Annotated in this window: 17 protein-coding genes and 1 pseudogene; 11 read left to right on the top strand and 7 right to left on the bottom strand. The window is 73.5% G+C overall.

What is annotated here, in order from left to right; translation table 11 throughout:
* Nucleotides 1-46: 46 nt before the first annotated feature.
* Together ABZ479_RS07795 and ABZ479_RS07790 are read left to right on the top strand one after the other, a co-directional pair.
* Nucleotides 47-610, top strand: coding sequence for a small secreted protein (locus tag ABZ479_RS07795; protein ID WP_500460598.1), 564 nt, complete (start codon nt 47-49; stop codon nt 608-610).
* Nucleotides 611-666: 56 nt separating this feature from the next.
* Nucleotides 667-2,184, top strand: coding sequence for a DUF7059 domain-containing protein (locus ABZ479_RS07790; protein ID WP_500460597.1), 1,518 nt, complete (start codon nt 667-669; stop codon nt 2,182-2,184).
* 55 nt (nt 2,185-2,239) lie between these two features.
* Here ABZ479_RS07790 and ABZ479_RS07785 read toward each other — a convergent pair whose 3' ends face one another.
* The 3 genes from ABZ479_RS07785 to ABZ479_RS07775 form a co-directional block, all read right to left on the bottom strand.
* The gene (locus ABZ479_RS07785; RefSeq protein WP_499604994.1) at nt 2,240-2,518 is read right to left on the bottom strand and encodes an NINE protein; all 279 of its coding nucleotides are present in this window, start codon (nt 2,516-2,518) and stop codon (nt 2,240-2,242) included.
* 153 nt (nt 2,519-2,671) lie between these two features.
* A complete protein-coding gene (locus tag ABZ479_RS07780) occupies nt 2,672-3,085 on the bottom strand; it encodes a DUF2752 domain-containing protein (RefSeq protein WP_500460595.1) in 414 nt (137 codons plus the stop codon).
* 5 nt (nt 3,086-3,090) lie between these two features.
* Nucleotides 3,091-3,507 (bottom strand): TM2 domain-containing protein, encoded by a 417-nt coding sequence (locus ABZ479_RS07775; protein ID WP_500460593.1) that lies wholly within the window; start codon nt 3,505-3,507, stop codon nt 3,091-3,093.
* Nucleotides 3,508-3,836: 329 nt separating this feature from the next.
* On the opposite strand from ABZ479_RS07775, the gene ABZ479_RS07770 reads away from it, so the two are divergent.
* The 6 genes and pseudogenes from ABZ479_RS07770 to ABZ479_RS07745 all read left to right on the top strand — a co-directional run bounded on the left by ABZ479_RS07770 (nt 3,837) and on the right by ABZ479_RS07745 (nt 15,422).
* On the top strand, nt 3,837-4,037 hold the full coding sequence (locus tag ABZ479_RS07770; RefSeq protein ID WP_499604999.1) for a hypothetical protein: 201 nt from the start codon (nt 3,837-3,839) through the stop codon (nt 4,035-4,037).
* Nucleotides 4,038-4,198: 161 nt separating this feature from the next.
* On the top strand, nt 4,199-7,078 hold the full coding sequence (gene topA / locus ABZ479_RS07765; RefSeq protein WP_500460592.1) for a type I DNA topoisomerase: 2,880 nt from the start codon (nt 4,199-4,201) through the stop codon (nt 7,076-7,078).
* A 78-nt stretch (nt 7,079-7,156) separates the two neighbouring features.
* Nucleotides 7,157-10,240, top strand: coding sequence for a dTMP kinase (tmk, locus tag ABZ479_RS07760; RefSeq protein WP_500460590.1), 3,084 nt, complete (start codon nt 7,157-7,159; stop codon nt 10,238-10,240).
* 173 nt (nt 10,241-10,413) lie between these two features.
* Nucleotides 10,414-10,587: pseudogene (locus ABZ479_RS07755) on the top strand (precorrin-4 C(11)-methyltransferase); the annotation flags it as partial.
* 795 nt (nt 10,588-11,382) lie between these two features.
* Nucleotides 11,383-14,625, top strand: a complete 3,243-nt coding sequence (locus tag ABZ479_RS07750; protein ID WP_500460589.1) for an ATP-binding protein — start codon at nt 11,383-11,385, stop codon at nt 14,623-14,625.
* 98 nt (nt 14,626-14,723) lie between these two features.
* Nucleotides 14,724-15,422 (top strand): DsbA family oxidoreductase, encoded by a 699-nt coding sequence (locus ABZ479_RS07745; RefSeq protein ID WP_500460588.1) that lies wholly within the window; start codon nt 14,724-14,726, stop codon nt 15,420-15,422.
* Nucleotides 15,423-15,447: 25 nt separating this feature from the next.
* Here ABZ479_RS07745 and ABZ479_RS07740 read toward each other — a convergent pair whose 3' ends face one another.
* Both ABZ479_RS07740 and ABZ479_RS07735 read right to left on the bottom strand, forming a co-directional pair.
* Nucleotides 15,448-17,316, bottom strand: a complete 1,869-nt coding sequence (locus tag ABZ479_RS07740) for a sigma-70 family RNA polymerase sigma factor (protein WP_500460587.1) — start codon at nt 17,314-17,316, stop codon at nt 15,448-15,450.
* 110 nt (nt 17,317-17,426) lie between these two features.
* Entirely contained in the window at nt 17,427-18,122 is a 696-nt protein-coding gene (locus ABZ479_RS07735; RefSeq protein ID WP_499605010.1) for a TetR/AcrR family transcriptional regulator, read from the bottom strand.
* Between the two features lie 294 nt (nt 18,123-18,416).
* Here ABZ479_RS07735 and ABZ479_RS07730 point away from each other — a divergent pair, with 294 nt between their 5' ends.
* Nucleotides 18,417-19,796 (top strand): NAD(P)/FAD-dependent oxidoreductase, encoded by a 1,380-nt coding sequence (locus ABZ479_RS07730; protein WP_500460585.1) that lies wholly within the window; start codon nt 18,417-18,419, stop codon nt 19,794-19,796.
* A gap of 116 nt (nt 19,797-19,912) precedes the next feature.
* Nucleotides 19,913-21,562, top strand: coding sequence for an ATP-binding SpoIIE family protein phosphatase (locus tag ABZ479_RS07725; protein ID WP_500460584.1), 1,650 nt, complete (start codon nt 19,913-19,915; stop codon nt 21,560-21,562).
* Between the two features lie 7 nt (nt 21,563-21,569).
* Here the strand turns inward: ABZ479_RS07725 and ABZ479_RS07720 are convergent, their stop codons facing one another.
* Entirely contained in the window at nt 21,570-22,817 is a 1,248-nt protein-coding gene (locus ABZ479_RS07720; protein WP_500460583.1) for an MFS transporter, read from the bottom strand.
* 116 nt (nt 22,818-22,933) lie between these two features.
* Between ABZ479_RS07720 and ABZ479_RS07715 the strand changes: the two genes are divergently transcribed.
* Nucleotides 22,934-23,497 (top strand): MarR family winged helix-turn-helix transcriptional regulator, encoded by a 564-nt coding sequence (locus ABZ479_RS07715; RefSeq protein ID WP_499605018.1) that lies wholly within the window; start codon nt 22,934-22,936, stop codon nt 23,495-23,497.
* Between the two features lie 267 nt (nt 23,498-23,764).
* Here the strand turns inward: ABZ479_RS07715 and ABZ479_RS07710 are convergent.
* Nucleotides 23,765-24,092, bottom strand: a 328-nt coding sequence (locus ABZ479_RS07710) for a hypothetical protein (RefSeq protein ID WP_500460582.1), incomplete at its 5' end; no start/stop codon positions are given.

Genomic DNA, 24,092 nt, shown 5'->3' with positions numbered 1-24,092 from the left:
GGAAGCGATGTGGCCCGTGGACAGGAGCCGTGTAGGTTCCGGGGCCGTGAAGAACAAACTCGCGGCTGCGCTGTCCGTCACGGCTGTGATCCTCGCGACGGGGTCGCTGTCGGGATGCGGCGACGGCAACAAGGAGCTCGACGCCTGGGCGAAGACGGTCTGCGACCAGGCCTCCGCACAGGTCAAGAAGATCAACGACGCGAACACCCACATCAGCAACACCCCGAGCAACGCCACGCCGAAGGACGTCAGGAGCGCCGACTCCACGGCGTTCGGGCAGATCTCGGAGGCCTACAAGGCGCTCGCCGGAATCGTCGGCAAGGCCGGTGACCCGCCGGTCGACGACGGCGCCAAGCTCAAGCAGGACGCGGTCGGCGACCTCAACTCGCTGTCCACCGCGTACGCGAACCTGCGCAAGCAGGTCGACGCGCTGCCCGTCTCCAACCAGGCGAAGTTCGCCGACGGTCTCAAGGGCGTCTCCGACAGCCTGGCCAAGGTGAGCAAGAGCGGCGAGCAGGCCCTCGACACGCTGCGCCGCGGCGAGGTCGGCGAGGCGATGGCGAAGCAGCCCGGCTGCCAGGATTCCGGCGCCCAGCCCTCGAAGTCCTGACCGGCCGAGGGCGGGTGGGGCCCGCCGGGCGCCCCCTCCGGGGTGACAATGGCAGCGTGAGTACGCAGCCGCACCCGCAGCCCCTGCCCGCCCCCGACCGCGCCGGCCGTCTCCGCGACGCGTTGCGCGCCGCCGCCTTCACGGCCGACGGCTGCCTCGACCTGCTCGGGGCGACGGCCTACGCCGCGCTCTCGCGGGCGGAGACGGTCCCCGCCCTGCGCGCCACCCGCGGCGGCGGCCCGCTGGAGAGCCTGGTGCGGCTGTTCCTGCTGCAGCAGCCCGTCCCGTACGGCCGGCTGCGTGACGTGCTGCCCCTCGACGCGGCCCTGGAGGACGGCTGGCTCGTCCGGGACGGCGACGAACTGCGCGCCACCGTGGACGTCCGCCCCTACGGCGGCGACGGCGGCGAGGACTGGTACATCGTCTCGGACCTCGGCTGCGCCGTGGGCGGCGCCAACGGCATCCGTACGACGCCCGGGGTGGACCGCGCGGACCTCGTGCTCGGGGTCGGCGGCGCCTCGACCACCCTCGCCGGGATCACCGTCCGCACGCCCGTGGCCCGCGCGCTGGACCTCGGCACCGGCTCCGGCATCCAGGCGCTGCACGCCTCCCGGCACGCCACCCGGGTCACCGCGACCGACGTCAACCCCCGTGCCCTGCACTTCACGCGGCTCACCCTCGCCCTGTCGGGTGCCCCCGAGCCGGACGTCCGGCAGGGCAGCCTCTTCGAGCCCGTCGGCGACGAGCGCTTCGACCTGATCGTGTCCAACCCGCCCTTCGTCATCTCCCCGGGCAGCCGCTTCACCTACCGCGACGGCGGCATGGCCGGCGACGACCTGTGCCGCACCGTCGTGCGGCAGGCCGCCGGGCACCTCGCCGAGGGCGGCTACCTGCAACTGCTCGCCAACTGGGAGCACACCGAGGGCGAGGACTGGCGGGACCGGGTCGGCGGCTGGGTGCCCGACGGCTGCGACGCGTGGATCGTGCAGCGCGAGGTGCAGGACGTCACGCAGTACGCGGAGCTGTGGCTGCGCGACGGCGGTGACCACCTGGCCGGGCCGGAGGCGTACGCCGCACGCTACGAGGAGTGGCTGGACGCCTTCGAGCAGCGCAAGACCAAGGCCGTCGGCTTCGGCTGGATCACCGTGCGCAGGACCGGCTCGGACCGTCCCGTCGTCACCGCGGAGGAGTGGCCGCACCCGGTGGAGCAGCCGCTCGGCCCGCACATCGAGGCGTGGTTCGGCCGGCAGGACTTCCTGCGGGCCCATGACGACGCGGCGCTGCTCGACGCGCGCTTCCGCCTTGCGGACGAGGTGGTGCAGGAGCAGGTGGGCCTGCCCGGTGCCGAGGACCCGGAGCACGTCGTCCTGCGGGCCAACCGCGGCATGCGGCGCGCGACGAGGGTGGACACGGTCGGCGCGGGGTTCGCGGGCGTCTGCGACGGGACGCTGACGGCCGGTCGGATCCTCGACGCCATCGCCCAGTTGCTGGGCGAGGACCCGGTGGTGCTGCGGGACCGTACGCCGGAGGCGATCCGGCTGCTGGTGGAGCAGGGCTTCATCGAGCCGGTGTGAGTGGGAACGCGACGGCCCGCCGCCGCGGAGCGGAGGCGGGCCGGGGCGTGGGTGGTCAGCGCAGGACGCGGCCCTGCGCGTCGGTGGGCGCGCTGCCGGCGATGCGCACGATGCCGTCGATGAAGCCCCACAGGCCGCCGGCGCCCAGGGTGACGACCGAGACGACGAGCTGCAGGATGCCGATCTTGGTGTGGCCGGTGTAGAAGCGGCCGATGCCGAGACCACCGAGGAAGATGCCGAGCAGACCGGCGGCGACCTTGGACTTGTCCGACAGCGGCCGGCCCGACGGGTCGAGACCGAACGGGGCGTCAGTGGTGGGGGCGGGCGTGGCCATGGACGTGCTCCTCGTGCAACGGGGACGGTTCAGCGGGAGCGCGCGCATCAGTACGATCCGGCCCCCCGCCTCGGATTGGCTGAATCTTGGCACTAGATATGGACATCTGTCGCTCTGATTAACAGACGTCACGGAACCGTGATCGCCGCGTTGTCAAACCGCGTTGCGTACGACGGCCCAGGTCACGGCGATCCCCAGGACGGCCATCTGCGCACGTCGTCCCAGCGTCGGCCGGTACGACCGGCCGCGCAGCCCCTCCGTCACCCACCGCGCGTACAGATAGAGGGGAAAGGGACTCGCCAGCAGCAGCAACGCGTTGTCGTGGAAGGCGGCCGTGAGGTCGCCGTGCATCAGGTCGTAGACCATGCGGGTCGCGCCGCAGGCCGGACAGAGCAGCCCCGTCGCGAAGTTGAAGGGGCATCGGGGCAGCCAGTGCCCCGGCTGGTGCGGGTCCGTGCCGTACAGGTAGGCGGCGCCCGCCGCGCCCGCGAGCAGCGACGCCACGGGGGCCGTGGCCGGTCGCGCGGCCACGGCCCTGAGGCGGTTCCAGGTGGTCGGGGAGGTCATCGTCCTCAGCTGCGCAGGACGCGGCCCTGGGAGTCGGTGCGGTCATTGCTCGTCAGGAAGAGGATGCCGTCGATCAGCGCCCAGACGCCGAGGCCGCCGCAGGTGAGGAGCTGCGCGATGCCGATGCCGACGTCACCCACGTAGAAGCGGCCGACGCCCAGGCTGCCCACCAGCAGCTGCAGCACGCCCGCCACGACCTTGGACTTGTCCGACAGCGGCCGGCCGTACATGTCGTATCCGTACGGGGCGTTGGGGTCCCCGGTGTAGGTGCCCTGGGGGTAACCACCCTGCTGCGGATACCCCTGCTGCGGGTAGCCGTAGCCGGGCTGCTGCCCGTAGCCGCCGGGGCCGGCCGGGGGCTGCTGCGGGTAGCCGTAACCCTCCTGCTTGGGCTGGCCGTACGGGTTGTTCGGGTCGGACATGGCGGGACTCCCCCTGAGGATGCGTTCGCTGTATCCGGACATCTTGTCAGGCGAGTCAAGGCGGTCCGGGGCGAGCGAGCGGTGCGCAGCACCGGCGGGGAACGCGGGAGGGGAGAGCGGCGGGACCCCGTGGGAAGGAGCCGCCGGAAGGGTTCGCTGGCGGGTCCGCCGGGTCCGCCGGAGCCGGACCGAGGGGCGCGGGAGCGAAAGGAATCGGCCAGGCCCTTTCGGGCGGAGTTCACCGGGGGTTCTTCCCGAAGCCGCCCCGGCGTGCCACTCTCCGTGCCTGCGGGGGCATCGGTCGTGGAGCGCGAGAGGGATCCGGGGGCATGTACATGGAAACCGCGCCAGGGATCTTCGCCGGGACGGTGTTCGCGGTTTTCGGGGCAGCCCTCCTGGCCTGGACCGTCACCCGGTCGCTGAAGCACCTGCCGGTGGTCCAAGGAGGGGGCCCGGTCTCGGTCGCCGTGGCAGGTTTCTTCGGGGTCGTTTCGCTTCTTGTCGGGGTCTGGCTGTTCCTGATCCTCTGAGCTGGGCAAATCGGACATGGGCGGCAGTCCGTGCGGCAGACAGGACGCTTGTCGGGTTACCGTTCGAGTGGCGTTGCGGACTTTTCCCGTTTGACACGGGACCGGGATGTACGGTCACACTCCGCAGCGAGACCACCTTCGACCCGGAGAGAAGAGCGAAGTTGTCCCCGACCCGCGAGACCGCACAGGGCAGCGGCCGCCGACTCGTGATCGTCGAGTCGCCTGCCAAGGCGAAGACGATCAAGGGCTACCTCGGCCCCGGCTATGTCGTCGAGGCCAGCGTCGGGCACATCCGCGACCTCCCGAACGGGGCCGCCGAAGTGCCGGCGGAGTACAAGGGCCAGCCGTGGGCGCGGCTCGGCGTCAACGTCGACAGCGAGTTCCAGCCGATCTACGTCGTCAACGCGGACAAGAAGGCCCAGGTCAAGAAGCTGAAGGACCTGCTCAAGGAGTCGGACGAGCTCCTGCTCGCCACCGATGAGGACCGCGAGGGCGAGGCCATCGCCTGGCACCTGCAGGAAGTCCTCAAGCCCAAGGTCCCGGTCCGCCGGATGGTCTTCCACGAGATCACCAAGGACGCCATCCAGGAAGCCGTCCGCAACCCGCGCGAGCTGAACCAGACCCTCGTCGACGCCCAGGAGACCCGCCGCATCCTCGACCGCCTCTACGGCTACGAGGTCTCGCCGGTCCTGTGGAAGAAGGTCATGCCGCGGCTGTCGGCCGGCCGCGTCCAGTCCGTCGCCACCCGGCTCGTCGTCCAGCGCGAGCGCGAGCGGATCGCCTTCCGCTCCGCCGAGTACTGGGACCTCTCCGCGACCTTCGCCACCGGCCGGGCCGGTGACGCCACCGACCCGGGCACCTTCGGCGCCAAGCTCAGCTCCGTCGACGGCAAGCGCGTCGCCCAGGGCCGCGACTTCGGGTCGACCGGGCAGCTCCGCGAGGGCGCCGGCGTCCTCCACCTGGACGAGGCCGCCGCCCGCGCGCTCGCCGCCGCCCTGGAGAGCACGGCCTTCTCCGTCCGCTCGGTCGAGTCCAAGCCGTACCGCCGCTCGCCGTACGCGCCCTTCCGCACCACGACCCTGCAGCAGGAGGCCAGCCGCAAGCTCGGCTTCGGCGCCAAGGCCACCATGCAGGTCGCCCAGAAGCTGTACGAGAACGGCTTCATCACCTACATGCGTACGGACTCCACGACGCTGTCGGAGACCGCCATCGCCGCCGCCCGGGCCCAGGTCACCCAGCTGTACGGCGCCGACTACCTGCCGGACAGGCCCCGCGTCTACGCGGGCAAGGTCAAGAACGCCCAGGAGGCGCACGAGGCGATCCGCCCCTCGGGTGATCGTTTCCGCACCCCCGCCGAGACGGGCCTGACCGGCGACCAGTACCGCCTGTACGAGCTGATCTGGATGCGCACCGTCGCCTCCCAGATGAAGGACGCGGTCGGCCAGTCCGTCACCGTCAAGGTCGGCGGCCGCGCCGCCGACGGCCGGGACGCCGAGTTCTCCGCCTCCGGCAAGATCATCACCTTCCACGGCTTCATGAAGGCCTACGTCGAGGGCGCCGACGACCCCAACGCCGAGCTCGACAGCAGCGAGCGCCGGCTGCCCGCCGTCACCGAGGGCGACGCCCTCACCGCGCGGGACATCACCGCCGACGGCCACGCCACCAAGCCGCCCGCCCGCTACACCGAGGCCTCCCTGGTCAAGGAGCTGGAAGAGCGCGAGATCGGACGTCCGTCGACGTACGCCTCGATCATCGGCACCATCCTCGACCGCGGCTACGTCTTCAAGAAGGGCACGGCCCTGGTGCCGTCCTTCCTCTCCTTCGCCGTCGTCGGCCTGCTGGAGAAGCACTTCGGCCGGCTCGTCGACTACGACTTCACCGCCCGGATGGAGGACGACCTCGACCGCATCGCCCGCGGCGAGGCCCAGGCCGTGCCGTGGCTGCGCCGCTTCTACTTCGGCGAGGGCGAGACCCCGGTCGGCGGCGCCGCCGACGCGGGCAACGGCGACGGCGACCACCTCGGCGGCCTGAAGGAGCTGGTCGAGGACCTCGGCGCGATCGACGCCCGCGAGGTGTCCTCCTTCCCCGTCGGCAACGGCATCGTGCTGCGCGTCGGCCGCTACGGCCCGTACGTGGAGAAGGCCGCCGAGACCGAGGGCGAGCCCGGGCAGCGTGCCGACGTCCCCGACGACATGCCGCCGGACGAGCTGACCGTCGAGCTCGCCGAGGAGCTGCTGGCCAAGCCCAGCGGCGACTTCGAGCTGGGTGCCGACCCGGAGACCGGCCGCCAGATCGTCGCCAAGGACGGCCGCTACGGCCCGTACGTCACCGAGATCCTGCCCGAGGGCACCCCGAAGACCGGCAAGAACGCGGTCAAGCCGCGCACCGCCTCCCTCTTCAAGACGATGTCCCTCGACACGGTGACGCTGCAGGACGCGCTCAAGCTGATGTCGCTGCCGCGCGTCGTCGGCACCGACGCCGAGGGCGTCGAGATCACCGCGCAGAACGGCCGCTACGGCCCGTACCTGAAAAAGGGCACCGACTCGCGCTCCCTGGAGACCGAGGACCAGCTCTTCGCGATCACCCTCGACCAGGCCCTGGCGATCTACGCCCAGCCGAAGGTGCGCGGCCGCGCTGCGGCCAAGCCCCCGCTGAAGGAACTGGGCACGGACCCGGTCAGCGAGCGCCCCGTCGTCGTCAAGGACGGCCGCTTCGGCCCGTACGTCACCGACGGCGAGACCAACGCCACACTGCGCCGTGACGACGACGTCGAGACGATCACGCCCGAGCGCGGCTACGAGCTGCTCGCCGAGAAGCGGGCCAAGGCCCCCGCCAAGAAGACGGCGAAGAAGGCCGTCGCCAAGAAGGCCCCGGCGAAGAAGACGACGACCGCGACCAAGACCGCGGCGAAGAAGACGGTCGCCAAGACCACCGCGGCGAAGAAGACCGCGGCGGCGAAGACGACCGCCAAGAAGACCGCCGCCAAGGCCACGACCACGGCGAAGAGGGCCGCGTCCCCGGCCGCGGAGCCCGCCGAGTAGTCCCCGCGGGACCGCGCCGCAGGCGCGGTCCCGGTAGGCGCCCTCCGGCACGGCACCCGGTCCCGATAGGCTGGCGGAATGACGCGATCCGAGCAGCCGACGGACACGTTCGCCGACGAACTGGAAGCCGACTCACGGCAGCGCGCCGTGGGTGCGCTCCTGAAGATCCCGCCCCTGCGCAAACTGTGGGGCGCCCAGCTGACCGGTACCGTCGGCGACCGCCTTGCCCTACTGGTCCTGGCCGTCCTGACGGCGCAGGCCGCCGTGGGCGCGCAGTCCTTCGGCGGCGGGTACCGCGGAGCGGCCTTCGCTGTCGCGGCCGTCCTCGGGGCGCGCGTCCTGGCCGCCCTGCTCTTCGGCGCGGTACTGCTCGGCCCGCTGGGCTCGCTCACCGGCCCCGGCGGCCTGCTCGACCGCCGGTGGACGATGATCGGCTCCGACGTCGTACGCCTCGCGCTGCTGATCGTCGCCCCGCTGTGGATCGACTGGGTGCCGGGCGACGCCGTCGCCTGGCTGCTGGTCACCGTCTTCCTCACCGGGGTGGCCGAGCGGCTGTGGACGGTCGCCAAGGACGGCGCCGCCCCCGGCCTGCTGCCCGCGCCCGCGCCGGGCGCAGGAACGGTACGTCCGCTGCCCGACCGCCTCGACGCGCTGCGCCGCCTCGACCAGCGCACCGGCTTCGTCGCCTTCCCGATCGCCGCCGCGAGCCTGGTCGTCGTCACGCTCGTCGGCAACCTGATCGGCCTCGGCGTCGACTGGTTCGGGCTCCACCAGGCCGCGCTCGCCTCCTACGTCGCCGCCGGGCTGTTCGCGGCTTCCGGCGCCGTCCTCTACCTGCTGCAACTGCCGGGCGACCAGGCCACCCCGCTCCGCTCCCCGCTGCAGGGCCTGCGCAGCAACGACCGCGGGCGCACCGGCGCCGTACCGCTGCTGGTGCTCGGCACCGCCACCGTCGCCGGCGCCGTCGCGGCCGCCGTGGCACTCGCCGTACTGCACGCCGCAGACCTCGGCGGCGGCCCGGTCGGCTTCGGCCTCCTCGTGCTGGCGCTCACCGCCGGCCCCGTGCTCGGCATCCGGATCGCCCCGCACACCCTGCCTGGCCTGTCGCGGCGCCGCCTGCTCGCCATCGCCATCGCCGTCACCGGTCTGGCCCTGCTGCTGACCGGTATCGTGCCCGACCCGACGACCGTGCTGCTGCTGGCGCTGGTCGCCGGCGTCGCCGCCGGGATCACCGCCAACACCGGGCACGTCCTCATCGACCAGGAGACGGAGGAGTCCCGCCAGGCCCGCGCCACCGACCACCTCCACGCGGTCGTGCACCTGCTCATGGCGATCGGTGCCGTCGGCGCCCCGCTACTGGCCGGCGGCATCGGCCCGCACCGCGTCGTCAACGGGCACTTCACCTTCGACCACAGCGGCGCCGCTTACGCCCTGATGCTCATCGGCGCTCTGCTGCTGCCCGTCGCCGCCCTCGTCCTCGGCAAGACCGACGACCGCCAGGGCGTGCCCCTGCGCCGCGACCTGCGCGAGGCCCTGCGCGGCGGCGACCCCGAGCAGGCGCCCGCGCCCGCCGGCTTCTTCATCGCCGTCGAGGGCGGCGACGGAGCCGGCAAGTCCACCCAGGTCGAGGCCGTCGCCGAGTGGATCCGCGGCAAGGGCCACGAGGTCGTCGTCACCCGCGAACCGGGCGCCACCGCCGTCGGCAAGCGGCTGCGCTCGATCCTGCTCGACGTCTCCAGCGGCGGGCTGTCCCACCGCGCCGAGGCCCTGCTCTACGCCGCCGACCGCGCCGAGCACGTCGACACCGTCGTCCGTCCCGCGCTGGAGCGCGGCGCGATCGTCATCTCCGACCGCTACATCGACTCCTCCGTCGCCTACCAGGGCGCCGGGCGCGACCTCGCGCCGACCGAGATCGCCCGCATCTCCCGCTGGGCGACGGACGGACTCGTCCCGCACCTGACCGTCCTGCTCGACGTCACCCCCGAGGCGGCCCGCGAGCGCTTCACCGAGGCACCCGACCGGCTCGAGTCCGAGCCCGCCGAGTTCCACGAGCGCGTACGCACCGGCTTCCTCACCCTCGCCGCGGCCGACCCCGCGCGCTACCTGGTCGTCGACGCGGGCCAGGAGCCGGAGGCCGTCACGACGGCGATACGGCACCGTCTCGACGAGCTCCTCCCCCTGTCGGAGCAGGAGATCGAGGCCCGCGAGGAGGCCCGCCGCCGCGCCGAGGAGGAGGCCCGGCTGCGCGCCGAGGCCGAGGCCGCCCGCAAGGCCGAGGAGGAGCGGCTCGAACGCGAGCGCCAGGCCCAGCTGGAGAAGCTCCGCGCGGAGGAGGAGGAACGCCGCCGCCTCGCCGAGGAGACCGCCCGCCGCGAGGCCGAGGAAGCAGCGGCGGAGGAAGCCCGCCGGCAGGCCGAGGAGGCCCGCCGCCAGGCGGAGGAGGAGCGGGCCCGCCGCGAGGCCGAGGAACGCGTCCGCCGCGAGGAGCAGGAACGGCTGCGCCGTCAGGCCGAGGAGGAGGCCCGGCTCCGCGCCGAGGCCGAGGAGCGACGCGTCGAGCGCCAGCGCAAGGCCGAGGAGGCCCTGATGCGGGCCGAGCAGGCGCGCATCGAGGCGGAGGACACGACGCAGACGGTCGAGACCCCCCGCCCGCAGGCCCCGGGGGCTCCGGAGGCTCCGGAAGCCCCCCGGGCCGCAGCTTCCCGGGCCCCGGCAGCCGCGGACGCGGAGACCGCCGTCCTGCGCGCGGTGCCCGTCGACGACGAGACGGCGGTCCTGCCGCCGGTCAAGCCGGCCTTCCCGGACTTCACGAAGCCTGTGGCGGCGCCGCGGATCGTGGATGCCGCGGATGCGGAGGAGACGGCGGTCCTGCCCGCGGTCGCGCCCGGCGCGGCGGACGAGACCGCTGTCCTGCCGGCTGTGCCCTCCGCTGACCGGGTGCCGCCCGGGATTTTCCGTCCGGAGGCGTCCGAGGCGTCCGAGGCGGCGACGTCCGGCGCGGCGGTGCGGGACGCGGACAACGAGCGCACGCGTGAGATGCCGTCCCTCCCGGAGGAGGGGCGCCGGTCGCGCCCCCGGCCCTCGTGGGCGGAGGAGACCCCGCTGGACGACCTTCCCTCCCTCGCTGACGAGTTGCTCGGGCGGCGCGACGAGGACGACTAACCCTTCCGGGGTACCCCGTCGCGAGGCGGTGCCCCTTGGGGCCGGTTGTCGTGTGCGAGTCCGTTGCGCCTGCGGCGGGCGTCCGCCCACCCTCCCGCCCTCCCCCAGCCTTCGGCCGGGGGGACCCCCATCCGGCGCGATTGGTGCGGGTCTCGCACCTCGTTGTGGGGTCGGTGCTGCGCGGGACGCTCGCGGACATCGCCGAGCAGGTGAAGGCGGCCGGTGTGGTCCGCACGGCGGTCATCATGGTCGGTCGCACGCTGGGCGCGGAGCAGTTCCGTGACAGCCACCTCTACTCGGCCGAGCGCGTCCACCGGCACGCGACGGAGTGCGGCACCTCCTCGTAGGGCTGACGTCGGCTGTCCCGCCGTCTCGCGCCCTTCGGGCGCACAGCGGCTGGCTGCGGATGGGAAGGTGGGGGGCGCTCCGACTCGGCAGTGTGCGGGTGGGTGGGTGGCGGGGGTTCAGGCGCCGGAGCGGGGTGCCTTTCCGGTGGCGGAGGTCTCGTTGCCGTCCGCGGGTATAGATGGCCGCTTCCACGCCTACTGCCGGTGGTGGGCGGGCCCGCCGTAACCCGCGACTGCGGGTATTTCGGGGTGCTGTCGGGGGTCGGCGAGATCGGGCCCGCTTTCGACGGTATGGACGTCGAAACAGAGCCCGATCTTTGGGCTGATGGAGATCGGGCTCTCTTTCAGCGGTATATCCGTCGGAACAGAGCCCGATGTCGGATCGGGGAAGCACCCGCAGGCGCCGGTTACGGCGGGCGCGCCACCCACCAAGGGTGGGCGTGGTCACCGGCCATCTGCACCCGCGGACGGCAACGAGACCCGAGCCGGACGAACAACCGGCCCCGCTCCGGCGCCTGAACCCCGGCCTCCCACCCACCCGCACACTGCCGAAGAGAGCGCCCCCGCCCTCCCATCCGCAGCCGGCATCTTTGCGCCCGCAGGGCGCGAGACGGCGGTCGCTGTCGATTCGGAGGGATGGGGAAGGTGGGGGCACCCCCGGCCGAAGGCTGGGGGAGGGCGGGAGGGTGGGGGAGAGACTCAACCCCGGCCACATACGGTCCGCACCCCGCAAACGGCCGGAACCGTGCCCCCCCGGCACCGCGAGGCGGGGGTCCACACCGGGAGAATGGGCGCGTGCGGTACCTGATCCTCGGCGCCACGGAGGCGCATCGCCCCAGCGGCGCGCCCGTGCCCCTGGGCAGCGGCAAGCGGCTGCGGGCCCTGCTGGCCGCCCTCGCGCTGCACGCCCCGCACGCGGTGTCCCCGGACGCCCTGATCGCCGAGGTGTGGGGCGGCGAGGGCGACGAGCCGCCCCAGGACGCGTCCGGTGCGCTGCAGGCGCTCGTGTCGAGGCTGCGCCGCGCCCTCGGGGCAGGGGACGCGGGCGGCGGCAGGGACATCGTCGCCTCCGGGCCCGCCGGCTACCGGCTGATCACGGACACCCCGGACGACGTCGACCTCCACCTCTTCGAGCGCCTGGTGCGCGAGGGCAGTGCCGCGCTCGACACCGGCGACCCCGCGACCGCCGCGCAGACCCTGGAGGCCGCGCTCGCGCTGTGGCGCGGCCCCGCGCTGGCGGACCTGCCCGACCGGGGTTCGGCCGCCGCCCGTGCGGAGGACCTGCGGCTGACCGCGACGTACCGCCGGGTCGAGGCGTGCCTCGCCCTCGGCCGCGCCGCCGAACTGCTGCCGCAGTTGCGCGGGCTGGTCGCCGAGCACCCGTTGCACGAGCCGTTCCGGGCGCAGTTGATACGGGCGCTGACCGCGACGGGCCGCCCCGCCGACGCCCTGGCCGCGTACGAGGACACCCGGCTGGCCCTCGCCGACCGCCTCGGCACCGACCCGGGCCCCGAACTCCGGACGCTGCACGCCCGGTTGCTGACCGCCGGGCCGCCGCAGCCGGCCCCCGGCGCGCCGCCCCGGAACGGGAACCTGCGGGCCCGTCTCACCAGCTTCGTCGGCCGCGAGGCAGAACTGCGTTCGCTGCGCGCGAGCCTGACCGACGGCGCGCACCGCCTGTTGACGCTGACCGGCCCCGGCGGCTCCGGCAAGACCCGGTTGTCGCAGGAGGCGGCGGCCGCCGTGACGGGCTCCTCCGCCTATCCGGACGGCGTGTGGCTGGCGGAGTTCGCGCCGCTGGACCGTCCCGCCGCCGTGCCGGACGCCGTGCTGAGCGCGATCGGGCGCCGTGACACGGCCGTGCTGGCCGCGGCCCGCGAGGTGCGCAGCGCGGGCCAGGAGGCCGACCCGGCCGCACGGCTGCTGGAGCACTGCGCACAGCGCCGCATGCTGCTGGTGCTCGACAACTGCGAGCACGTCATCGACGCGGCGGCCGCGCTCACCGACCAACTGCTCGCCGCCTGCCCCGGGGTGACCGTGCTCGCCACGAGCCGGGAACCGCTGGGCCTGCCCGGCGAGACGGTGCGCCCGGTCGAGCCGCTGCCGCTGCCGACCGCGCACCGGCTGTTCGTGGAGCGGGCGGCGGCGGTGCGCCCGGGCTTCGACGCGGACCGCGACCACGCGGAGGCGGTGGACGAGATCTGCCGCCGCCTCGACGGGCTGCCACTGGCCATCGAACTGGCCGCCGCACGGCTGCGGGTGCTCACCCCGCGGCAGATCGCGGAGCGCCTCGACGACCGCTTCCGGCTGCTGACCGGAGGCAGCCGTACCGCGCTGCCCCGCCAGCAGACGCTGCGCGCGGTCGTCGACTGGAGCTGGGACCTGCTCGGCGCGGCGGAGCGTACGGCGCTGCGCCGGCTGAGCGTCTTCGCGGGCGGCTGCACGCTGCAGGCGGCGGAGGCCGTGTGCGGGGAGGAGGCGCTGGAGCTGATCGGCCAGCTCGTGGACAAGTCCCTGGTCGTCGTCGACCACGGCGCGCGGGAGGTGCGCTACCGGCTGCTGGAGACGATCCACGAGTACGCCGCCGAGCGCGCCGCCGAGGACCCGGCCGGCCTCGCGGCGGCGGCCCGCCGGCACACCGCGTACTTCTCGGACTTCGCCCGCACCGCCGACTCCGGCATGCGCGGCCCCGACCAGCTGGTCTGGGCGGCCCTCGTGGAGGCGGACCTGGACAACGTACGGGCCGTGCTGCACCGGACGATCGACGCGGGGGAGGAGGACGAGGCGATCGGACTGGCCCTGGCCATGGGCTGGTTCTGGTGGCTGCGCAACTTCCGCGACGAGGCACGCGAGTGGCTGGTCCGGCTCATCGCCATGGCCGACCTGCCGGACGACCCGGACGCCCCCGGTTTCTGGCCGCGCATGAACCTGCGGCTGCTCCACCTCTTCGTCGTCAGCGACACCATGCCCCGCGAGGAGATGCAGAGCCCGCAGATGCTGGCGCTGGCCTCGCGGATCATCGAGGTCTACAGCGTGCCGGGCCCTCACTCCACGCGCTTCCCGGGCATCCTGTGGCCGTTCTCCGACTACGTCGTGGGCCGTTACGAGTCCATCCGGAAGCACGCGGACGCCATGGTGGCGGCGTGCCGCGCGTACGGCGGCGAGTGGGAGCTCGCGGCCGCGCTGATGTTCCGTACGCACATCACGATCGACCTCCCCGGCGGGCTCCCCCGGGCCGACGCGGACTGGCCGGAGCTGCTGGAACTGAGCGAGCGGCTCGGCGACCGCTGGATGCGCGCCCAGGTCTGCGAGGCCGGCGCCGAGATGGCACTGGCGTACGGCGACTACCCCGCGGCCCGCGCGGACCTGGAGGAGGCGCTGCGGCTCGGCGCCGAGCTGGGTGCCCACGTGGAGGGCATCTTCGTCCGTTCCCGGCTGGGCGAACTGGCCCACCGGGAGGGTGACGACGAAGGGGCCGAGAGGCTGCTGCGCCGGGCCGGCGAGGAGGCCGAGCAGTACGGCTTGTGGGACGCCCGCGCCTACGTCCGGGCGTTGCTGGCGACGATCCTGCTGCGCCGCGGTGAGGTCGGCGGGGCCCGCGAGCTGGTCGAACTCGCCCGCGGAGAGGGCCGCCTGGGCACGCCGCCGCCGGACTTCGAGCTGCTCGCGGCGGGCCTCGCGGCCCGGGTTGCCGCCGCCGAGGGCGACAGGGCGGGCGCCCTGGCCGGGTTCGCGCAGGCGCTACGTACGGGGCTCGACGGCTTCTGCGCCGAACCGCGACTGGCTGCGGTGGTCGAGTACGCAGCGGAGGTGCTGGTCGCCGTCGGCGATCCCGGACGGGCCGCCCGGCTGCACGGGGCGGCCGACGGACTGCGGGCGGGTCTGCCGCGTCCGGTCCCGGAGGAGGAGGGGGTGCGCGCCGCCGAGGCGGCGGCCCGGGCCGCGCTGGGGGACGGGCCGTACGAGCGGGCCCGCGCCGCCGGCCGGGACCTGGGCGGCGAGGGCGCGTACGCGTTGCTGGCCGGCGCGCCGGCCTGACCGCGCGGTGTGGACCGGATGGCCGGGGAATGGCCGGGGACGGGCCCTTCGTTGCGTCCTTGAGGACTTCAACTGACGGATTCGGTGACGGAGAGAGCATGAAGGTCGAGATCTACAGCGACATCGCCTGCCCCTGGTGCTACGTCGGCAAGCGCCGTTTCGAGCGGGCGCTGGCCGCCTTCCCCCAGGCCGACCAGGTCGAGGTGGTCTACCGTCCCTTCCAGCTCGTCCCCGACAAGTCCGAGACCCCCGAGCCGCACCGCGCCTACCTCAACGAGCGCTACGGCCCGCAGTCCGCGGCGATGGACGCCCGGCTGGAGGAGCTCGGCCGCGCCGAGGGCCTGGCCTTCGACTTCGACCGCGCCATCGAGAACAACACCCTGCTCGCCCACCGCCTGCTGTGGCACGCCCTGAACACCTACGGCGCCCGTGAGCAGGCCGCGCTCAAGGACCGGCTGCTCGTGGCCCACTTCGCGGAGGGCGCCGACGTCGGCGACCGCGACACGCTGGCCGCGCTCGCCGCCGGGGCCGGCCTCGACCGCGACCGTGCCGCGGCGTTCCTCGCCTCCGACGAGGGCCTCGCGGAGGTGCTCGCCGAGATCGACGACGCCCGCCGGATCGGGGTGAACGCCGTTCCGACCTTCGTCTTCGAGGGTAAGTGGGCGGTTCAGGGCGGCCAGGAGTCCTCGACCTTCCTGCGCGTGCTGGAGCAGGTCGCCCAGGAGACCGGTGCCGTGCCGGCCGCCCCCGCGGCGGACGCGTGCGCCGACGGCGCGTGCGAGGTCCCCGCCGGCTGAACCGGCGGGGAGCCGCGGCGACGGCTCAGCCGCAGCTGATCCTCGACAGCGCCCAGTCCGCGACGTTCACCACGTGGAACCTGCGCGTCGGCTCGACCGTCAGCCGGATGCTGCGGTTGCCGGCGATCGGCACGTGCACCGGCACGCCCGGGTCACCGCCGCGCAGCACCTCGGAGCGCCACAGCCGGCCGTGGTCGCCGTGGACCGAGAAGCGGGCCGCGCCGAAGCCCAGCGCGAGGTCGTCGATGCCGACGACGGCGTCGAAGGCGGTGCAGGAGCGGTTGAGGTCGATGGTGACGGAGGCCGGCGCGCCGACCGTGACGCCGTCGGGGTAGCGCGTGCCGTCGATGCCGAGGCCCCAGCGCCGCCAGACCCAGTCGCCGAGCCGGATCGTGGGCCGGTCCGCGGTGCCGACGGCGTCGTACCCGAGCCCGCTCAGCCGGTAGACCACCGGCTCGGGCACCGGAGTGGGCGTCGGGGTGGGCGTGGGTGTGGGCTCCGGGGTACGGCTGGGGGGCGGCGCGCTCGGTGCGGCGGGCGTGGGCGCCGCTTCCTCGACGGGACGTGCCGGAGGCGTGGGCGCCTGGGGGACGGCCCGCACCGGGGTCCGCACGGACGGGGTCGGGCTCGGCGCGGGTGAACGCCGGGACGGCGAGGGGGTGGGCGTGGGCGTGGGCGGCGGCGCCGGTACGGCCGGCGCGGCCGAGGGCCTGCTCTCCGCCTGCGGCTGCGGGGTGCTGTCGTCCCCGGTCAGGGCGATCGCCACCACGGCGCCGGCCGCGGCGAGCGCCAGCCCCGCGGCCACCGCGATCTTCACCGGCGCGGCGGCCCCCTCGGCGGCTGCCGCACCACCGGCACCCGCCGCGGCGCCACCGCCCGAGCCGCCCGAAGCGGCGGCGGCCGCGGCGCCCGCGCCGGCACCGGCCGCCGCACCGCCCGCGGCGATGCCCGCCGCCTTCGCCGCGTACGCGGCGCCGAACCAGCCGACGACCGCGACCGGCAGCAGCCCCTTGAGCGCCGCGTTCACGTCCGCCAGCTCCGCCGCCGCCAGGCGGCACTTGGCGCATTCCTCCAGGTGCTTGCGCAGTTCCCGGTCGGCCCGCATCCGCAGACCGCCGCGGGCGTGCGCGCCGAGCCGGTCCGCGTAGCGGGCGCAGGCCCCCTCGGCGGTCAGCGAGGATGACACGTGCGCCTGCAGGTAGGCCTGGCGCAGTCCCTCGCGGGCCCGGTGCGCCAGGACGGCCGTGGCGTTGGCGGTCAGCCCGAGCAGCGGCGCGATCTTGCTGGGCGACTCCTCCTCGACCGCGGTGTGCCACAGCACCGCCTGCCAGCGCTCGGGGAGGGTGCGGAAGGCCTGGATGGCCAGCGAGCGTTCGGCCTCGTGCATGGCGCGCACGTCCGCACCCAGCTCCTGGGTGCCCTCGGCCGCCGCGGCGCCGGCCGACGTGACCGCGAACACCGCGAAGTCGTCGACCAGTTGCTCCCGCTTGGCGGTGGTGCCCCAGGACGCGGCCACCCGCCGCACCGTGGTCAGCAGGTAGGCGCGCACCGCGGCGTCCGGACCGCTGCCGCCGCGGATCGCCTGCAGCGTACGGGCGAAGACCTCGCCGGTCAGGTCCTCCGCGGTGTGCCGGTCACGGCAGCAGCCGCGCGCGTAGCGCCGTACGGCCGCGACGTGCCGCCGGTACAGCTCCTCGTACGCGCTGTCGTCGCCGCCGCGCACACGGGCGACCAGGTCGGCGTCGGACAGCTCCGCGCCGGGGGCGTCCGCGGCCTCCGGAGGGCGTTCCTCGAGCGGCTCCCGCTGCCCCGGTACGCGGCCGGACGGCGGGCCCCCACCGGAGTCCGCCCCCGCCTCCGCGGGCGGACCGGACTCCCCGTTTCCTTCATCCACGGGCGTAAGCGTGGCACACCCGTACCGTCCGGCGACCTGTCAAGCACCAGAACCACCCGTCCGGGGAGTTTCACCCCCCGGACGCGGGTCATCACCTGTACGGGTCAGCCTCACGCGCCCGGACGGGAGCGCAGCCCCTCCAGCAGGATGTCCAGCAACCGGGCCGAGGCGGCGGCCTGTTGGGCCGGATCCGGCAGTGACGGCGCGGAGGTGGCGATCACCAGCAGCACGTCGGCCACCGACACGTCGGCGCGCAGCTCGCCGGCCGCCCGCGCCCGCTCCACCAGCTGCCCGACGACGTCCAGCAGCGTGGCTATCCCGGCGCCCGACGCGATGTCGTCGGCCCCGCCCCGCTGCTGCGGCACACGCGTGCCGTCGGAGGCGCCGGCCGGCTGCACCTGCAGCACCTGCGGCGGCAGCAGCCGTCCGGCGCCGGAGGCAACCGACGTGCGCAGGAAGCGCGACAGCGCCGACCAGGCCTCCTCCTCCTGGCCCAGGGCCGAACGCGCCTGCTCCGTCAGCCGTGCCGTCTCCTCCTCGGCTATCCGGCGTACCAGCACGTCCTTGCTGGGGAAGCGCCGGTAGACGGTGCCGACGCCCACCCGGGCCCGTCGTGCCACGTCCTCCATCGGCGCGCCGTAGCCCAGCTCGCCGAAGACCTCGCGGGCGGCCCGCAGGACGTGCTCGAGGTTGCGCTGCGCGTCCACGCGCAGCGGGGACGTACGGCTCCCGCCGCCCCTCACGCCCGTATCCGGATGGCCGCTGACGGTAGCGGTCATCGCCCACTGAGAGTCCTGGATATGCATATGTGTATCCCCCGGTTGATCGCGTCTCCCCCCGGAGACTCCCCACCCCATGATCGCCGGGCGGCGGCGGACGACGCCGCGCGTGCACCCCGGCGGGATACGAACATAGTTGAGCCCCGGTCAAGAATGAAGGGGGAGCCCGCCCACGATCGGAGTACCGGGGCCGCCGATTCTCCTTCCCGGCGCTTCAGACCGGTCAGCAACCCGCCCGTGACCTGCCGTGGAACAGGATTCGGCCATTCATTGCCGTACGCCCTGTGGACAAACACCGATGGCCCATTGCCTCATGGGACGATGGCAGCACTCAAAGGGCCGTCCGGCGCGGCAGAAGAATCCGGGATTCCGCGCATCCTGGTCGTCGGCGGCGGTTACGTGGGCATGTACACCGCTTTGCGGCTGCAACGCAGGCTGAAACACGACGAGGCGGAAATCGTCGTGGTCGACCCGCAGCCCTACATGACCTACCAGCCCTTCCTGCCCGAGGCGGCGGCCGGATCCATCTCGCCCCGCCACGTCGTGGTGCCCCTGCGCCGGGTCCTGGACCGCTGCACGCTGGTCGTCGGCGAGGCGCGGCGCATCGACCACGGCAAGCGGGTCGCCACGCTCACCACCCTCGCCTCCGAGGAGGAGGGCTCCGCCGCGCTGGAGCTGCCGTACGACCACCTGGTGCTGGCCCCCGGCTCGGTCTCCCGCACCCTGCCCATCCCCGGCCTCGCCGAGCACGGCATCGGCTTCAAGACCGTCGAGGAGGCGATCGGGCTGCGCAACCACGTCCTGGAGCAGCTCGACATCGCCTCCTCCACCCGCGACGTCGAGGTCCGCGACGCGGCCCTGACCTTCGTCTTCGTCGGCGGTGGCTACGCGGGCGTGGAGGCCCTCGGCGAGCTGGAGGACATGGCCCGCTACGCCGTGCGCTACTACCACAACGTCGAGGCCGACGACCTGAGGTGGATCCTCGTCGAGGCCACCGGCCGCATCCTCCCCGAGGTCGGCGAGGAGATGGGCACGTACGCCGTCCGCGAGCTGCGCGGCCGCAACGTCGACATCCGCCTGAACACCCGGCTGGAGTCCGTCGAGAACCGCGTCGCCGTCCTCGACGACGGCTCCCGCCTGCCGACCCGCACGCTGGTGTGGACGGCCGGCGTCAAACCGCACCCCGTGCTGTCCCGCACCGACCTGCCCCTGAACGGCCGTGGCCGGATCACGTGCACCGCGGACCTGCGGATCGCCGGCACCGAGGGGGCCTGGGCCGCCGGCGACGCCGCCGCCGTCCCGGACGTCACCTCCGACGACCCCGGGGCGCTCTGCGCGCCCAACGCCCAGCACGCCCTGCGCCAGGCCCGCGTCCTGGCCGACAACATCGTCGCGAGCCTGCGCGGTGAGCCCCTGACCGACTACCGTCACGAGTACGCGGGCTCGGTCGCCTCGCTCGGTCTCCACAAGGGCGTGGCGCAGGTCTACGGGCGCAAACTCAAGGGGTACCCCGCCTGGTTCATGCACCGCGCGTACCACCTCAGCCGGATGCCCACCTTCAACCGCAAGGCGCGCATCCTGGCCGAATGGGTCCTGTCCGGGCTCTTCAAACGGGAGATCGTCTCGCTCGGCTCGCTGGAGAACCCCCGCGCCGAGTTCGAGCTCGCCGCGGAGACCGGACGCAAGCCCGACGCGCCCTGACCGCCAGTGCGGATGCGGTGGCCGATTCCCCCGGAGCGGTGGGTCGGCCACACTGGACCCGTGACCAAGTGTGCGCCAGCACCTGCAAAGAGTGACAAATACGAGGAATCGGACGTTTGAACCTCACGCGTTGGAGCGCCCGGCTCCCCGGAACACAACGACGCAATGCCCAGGCGGCGGCCGCCGGTGCCGAACCCCCGTCCGGCGGAGCGGTCCCCGCGGCGCGCGGCGAGGCCGCCGAGCACCCCGACGCGCCGGCGCACACCCTCGACGCCCTCCCCGTACGCGAGGTGCTGGGCCGGCTGCCCGCCCTCATCGCGGTCACGCACGGGCCCAGCCACCACCTCGGGTACGTCAACGGGTCCTGGACCGAGGTCTTCGGCCCCCGCACCCCCGGGGAGCCCGCCCGCGAGTCCCTGCCCGAACTCGCCGAACTCGGCCTGCTCCCGCTGATGGACCAGGTCCTCCGCAGCGGCAAGCCGCGCACCGTCAAGGCCCGCAAGGTCGCCACCGCCACCCGTCAGGGTTACTTCACCCTCACCTGCAGCCCCGTCCCGGTGAAGGACGGCGGAGACACCGGCGGCGTCCTGGTCTTCGCCACCGACGTCACCGACCAGGTGCAGGCCGCGGAACGCCTGCGCGAGAGCGAGCGCCGCCTCCACGCGACCGCCGTCACGCTGCAGCGCAGCCTGCTCCCCCAGGAACTCGAACAGCCCGACGACCTGCGCGTCGCCGCCACCTACCAGCCCGGCGGCACCGACGCCGCCGTCGGCGGCGACTGGTACGACGTCATCACCCTCGGCGCGGGCCGCACCGCCCTCGTCATCGGCGACGTGATGGGTCGCGGCGTGCGGGCTGCCGCCGTCATGGGCCAGCTCCGCACCGCGGTCCGCGCCTACGCCCGCCTCGACCTGCCCCCGCACGAGGTCATCCAGCTCCTCGACGGGCTCGCCGCCGAGATCGACGCCACCCAGATCGCCACCTGCGTCTACGCCGTCCACGACCCCAGCGAGGGACGGCTGTCCTACGCCTCCGCCGGCCACCTGCCGATCGTCGTCCGCGACGCCGACGGCACCGTCCGCCGCGCCGACGAGCCCACCGGACCGCCACTGGGCACCGGCGGCTGGGTCCACACCTCCGGCTCCATCCCCCTCGGGCCGGGCGCCACCGCCGTGCTCTACACCGACGGACTCATCGAGCGCCGCGGCGAGGACATCGACGAGGGCGTCTCCGCCCTGATGAACGCCGTCGGCGGCGCCACCGGCAGCCCCCAGGTCATCTGCGACCGCCTGCTGCGCGCCCTCGGCGTCACCTCGGAGCACGCCGACGACGTCGCCGTGCTCGTCATGCAGTACCCGCTGCGCGAGGGCAACGACTCCGAGCTGTTCCGCAACGCCTCCCTGGAACTGCTCGGCGGCATCGAGGCGGCGCCCCGCGCCCGCGCCTTCGCCCAGGGCGTGCTGACCTCCTGGCGCTTCCCCGTGGAACTCGTCGACCTCGGCGTCCTCGCGGCCAGCGAACTGGTCGCGAACTCCCTCCAGCACGGCGTCCCGCCCATGCGGCTGCGACTGCGCCGCACCGACCGGCGCCTGATCATCGAGGTCACCGACGGCGACGACCACCTGCCGCGCCGCCGACGCGCCGAACCGGCCGACGAGGCCGGCCGGGGCATCTCCATCATCGCCACCATCGCCTCCGCCTGGGGATCCCGCCGGACCCCCGGCGGCGGCAAGGCGGTGTGGTGCGAGTTCGCGCTCCCCACCTGACGGGGGATCACGCGGCGAGCACGGGCTCCCGCATCGGCGCGTCCTGCCCGACCGTCAGGCGCCGGCCCAGCCGCACCGACAGCACGCTGACCGCCAGCGAGCACGCGACGAGCATCACGATGTACTCGGCGTACATCCCGCTGCCCGCCATCAGCCCGCCGACCGCCGGCCCCACGGCCAGCGCCAGCTGCTTCACCAGCGCGAACGCCGAGTTGTACTGGCCGACCATCCGCTCCGGCGCCATGTCCGCCACCAGCGGCGCGACCGTCGGCGACAGCATCGCCTCACCGAGCCCGAACAGCGCGTACGTGGCGATGAGCATCGCCGTCGCGGTGCCGTGCGCCGAGCCCGTCAGCCCGGACAGCCCGGCGACCACCCACGCCAGCGCCCACAGCAGGCCGACCGCCGCGATCACCCGGCTGCGCCGCCGGCGTTCCACCGGCCGCAGGATGAGGAACTGCGCCACCACGATCGCCGCGGTGTTCGCCGCGAGGGCGATGCCCAGCGTCGCCGGCGACACCTTGGTCACCTCGACGGCGTACGCCGACAGCCCCGACTCGAACTGCCCGTAGCAGGCGAAGAACAGCACGCCGCCCAGCACGCACAGCTGCACCATCGCCCGGTCGGCGAACAGCGCGCGCCAGCCCCCGGCGGCCTTGTCCGCGGGCGCCGCCTCCAGGCGTGCCGCCCTCGGCAGCCGCACGGAGGCCGCGACGACACCGAGCACCACGAACATCGCGGCCTCGATCGAGAACAGCAGCGTGAAGGAGCCCGGGCGCGAGGTGTCCACCAGCAGCCCGCCCAGCAGACCACCGACCCCCAGCCCGAGGTTGCTCAGGAAGAACTGCGTCGCGAAGGCCCGCGACCGGGTCCTCGGCGTGGAGCACCACACGATGAGCGTGGCCAGCGCGGGCTGCATCACGGCGATGCCCGCGCCCATCACCGCGGACGCGGCGATCACCAGGGGAGCGCTCGACACGAGCCCGAAGCCCATGGAGCCCACCGCCGCCGCGAACGCACCGGCCAGCAGCACGGGCAGCGGGCCGCTCCGGTCGATCGTCCGGCCGGTGAACGGCAGCACGGCGAGCGCCGCCACGGCGAACGCGGACAGCACGACACCCGCCGTGCCCGCTCCCAGGTCCCGGACCTGCGCCACGTAGACGAACAGGAACGGGACGGTGAAGCCGTTGCCGAACGCGCTCAGCGCGTTGCCCAGCTGGATCCGGCGCAGCGCGGCGCCCATCGCGGTGGTCACACTCACCCCTTAGGTCAGTAGTTCTCGAACTTGAAGACTTCAACTTTAAACTTCGAAGCTAAACAGTACATGCCGGAAGTCTTTAGGGCCAATGAGTTTCGTGGGACACTCCTGCCATGACGAGCGCAGCCGACGGCCCTGCCGGCACCCCGCAGGAGCTGGACCTCGACGAGCAGATCGCGATCTACCAGCGCGAATACCCTGAGGTGGACCCTCAGGTCGAGAAGATCGTCACGGCCCTGGGCAGGCTCAACCGCCGTATGAACGTGGGCTACAGCCGGCACCTGTCGGCGGTCGGCATCACCAGCGCCGAGTGGGAGGTCCTCAAGGCCCTTGTGGTCGTGGGCCGTCCGTACCGCCTCGGCCCCGGAGACCTCGCGAAGCGGCTCGGCCTCACCCCCGCGGCCATGACCCACCGCATCGACCGCATGGTCTCGGAGGGACTCGTCACCCGGGAGCGCGACGAGAGCAACCGCGTCCGCGTCATCGTCGAGCTCACCGACCTCGGCCGTAGCAAGTGGCTGGAGACGATGCGGATGGCCTCCGTCTTCGAGGCGGACCTCCTCCAGGACCTCGCCCCCGACGAACGCACCGGCCTCGGTGACCTGCTGACCCGACTCCTCCGCCGGGTCGAGGCCGCCCAGCCGGACGCCGGCGGCCGCCTGAAGGACCTCGACTGACCCCCCTGCCCTGGTTTGACAGACGTACGGGGGATCCGTAATGTTCTCCGAGTTGCCCGCCGGTGAACACCGACTCCGGTCGGCCCCGGGCAGCCATCCCGCAGGACCCACTCGATGAACGGCCATGTGTCGTCTCGTTCGCGTGTGCGTTTTTCGGAATGAGGATCGAAGGAATTGCTCGATTGGCATCGGGCGCCACCGATCCGCTAATGTCTCACCAGTCGGAACGGCCCAACAGCCGCGATGACGAGCCCCGCTGACTGGGGATCAGCCCGGAAATGGTCTGATACAGTCGGAAAAGCCGGAGAGCGAAAGCCCGAAGGCGAACCCCCTCCAGAGGGTGGCAGAGAAGGAAATCGGATCTGCTAAGCTGGAGACAACGAAGGGAAAGCCCGGAGGGGCCGGTGAAACGGTCTCGAAGGAAGCTTCCGTTCCTTGAGAACTCAACAGCGTGCCAAAAGTCAACGCCAGATATGTTGATACCCCGTCTCCGGACCATTCGGTCTGGGGCGAGGTTCCTTTGAAGAAAAACACAGCGAGGACGCTGGGCACGTCGGGATTATTCCTCCCGATGGTGCCGCTCTCGTGAAGACAT

It is taken from the genome of Streptomyces sp. NPDC005722 (genome assembly GCF_040630935.1).
In the GTDB taxonomy this organism is placed as follows: Bacteria; Actinomycetota; Actinomycetes; order Streptomycetales; family Streptomycetaceae; genus Actinacidiphila.
Note: the sequence above shows the minus strand (reverse complement) of the source record. Positions and strands in the feature narration are given on the sequence as shown.

Bases quoted from the DNA above. Each gene is read 5' to 3' on its own strand.
- ABZ479_RS07785 (WP_499604994.1), bottom strand. From the start codon at position 2,518: ATGGCCACGCCCGCCCCCACCACTGACGCCCCGTTCGGTCTCGACCCG.
- ABZ479_RS07780 (WP_500460595.1), bottom strand. From the start codon at position 3,085: ATGACCTCCCCGACCACCTGGAACCGCCTCAGGGCCGTGGCCGCGCGA.
- ABZ479_RS07775 (WP_500460593.1), bottom strand. From the start codon at position 3,507: ATGTCCGACCCGAACAACCCGTACGGCCAGCCCAAGCAGGAGGGTTAC.
- ABZ479_RS07770 (WP_499604999.1), top strand. From the start codon at position 3,837: ATGTACATGGAAACCGCGCCAGGGATCTTCGCCGGGACGGTGTTCGCG.
- tmk (WP_500460590.1), top strand. From the start codon at position 7,157: ATGACGCGATCCGAGCAGCCGACGGACACGTTCGCCGACGAACTGGAA.
- ABZ479_RS07745 (WP_500460588.1), top strand. From the start codon at position 14,724: ATGAAGGTCGAGATCTACAGCGACATCGCCTGCCCCTGGTGCTACGTC.
- ABZ479_RS07735 (WP_499605010.1), bottom strand. From the start codon at position 18,122: ATGCATATCCAGGACTCTCAGTGGGCGATGACCGCTACCGTCAGCGGC.
- ABZ479_RS07730 (WP_500460585.1), top strand. From the start codon at position 18,417: ATGGCAGCACTCAAAGGGCCGTCCGGCGCGGCAGAAGAATCCGGGATT.
- ABZ479_RS07715 (WP_499605018.1), top strand. From the start codon at position 22,934: ATGACGAGCGCAGCCGACGGCCCTGCCGGCACCCCGCAGGAGCTGGAC.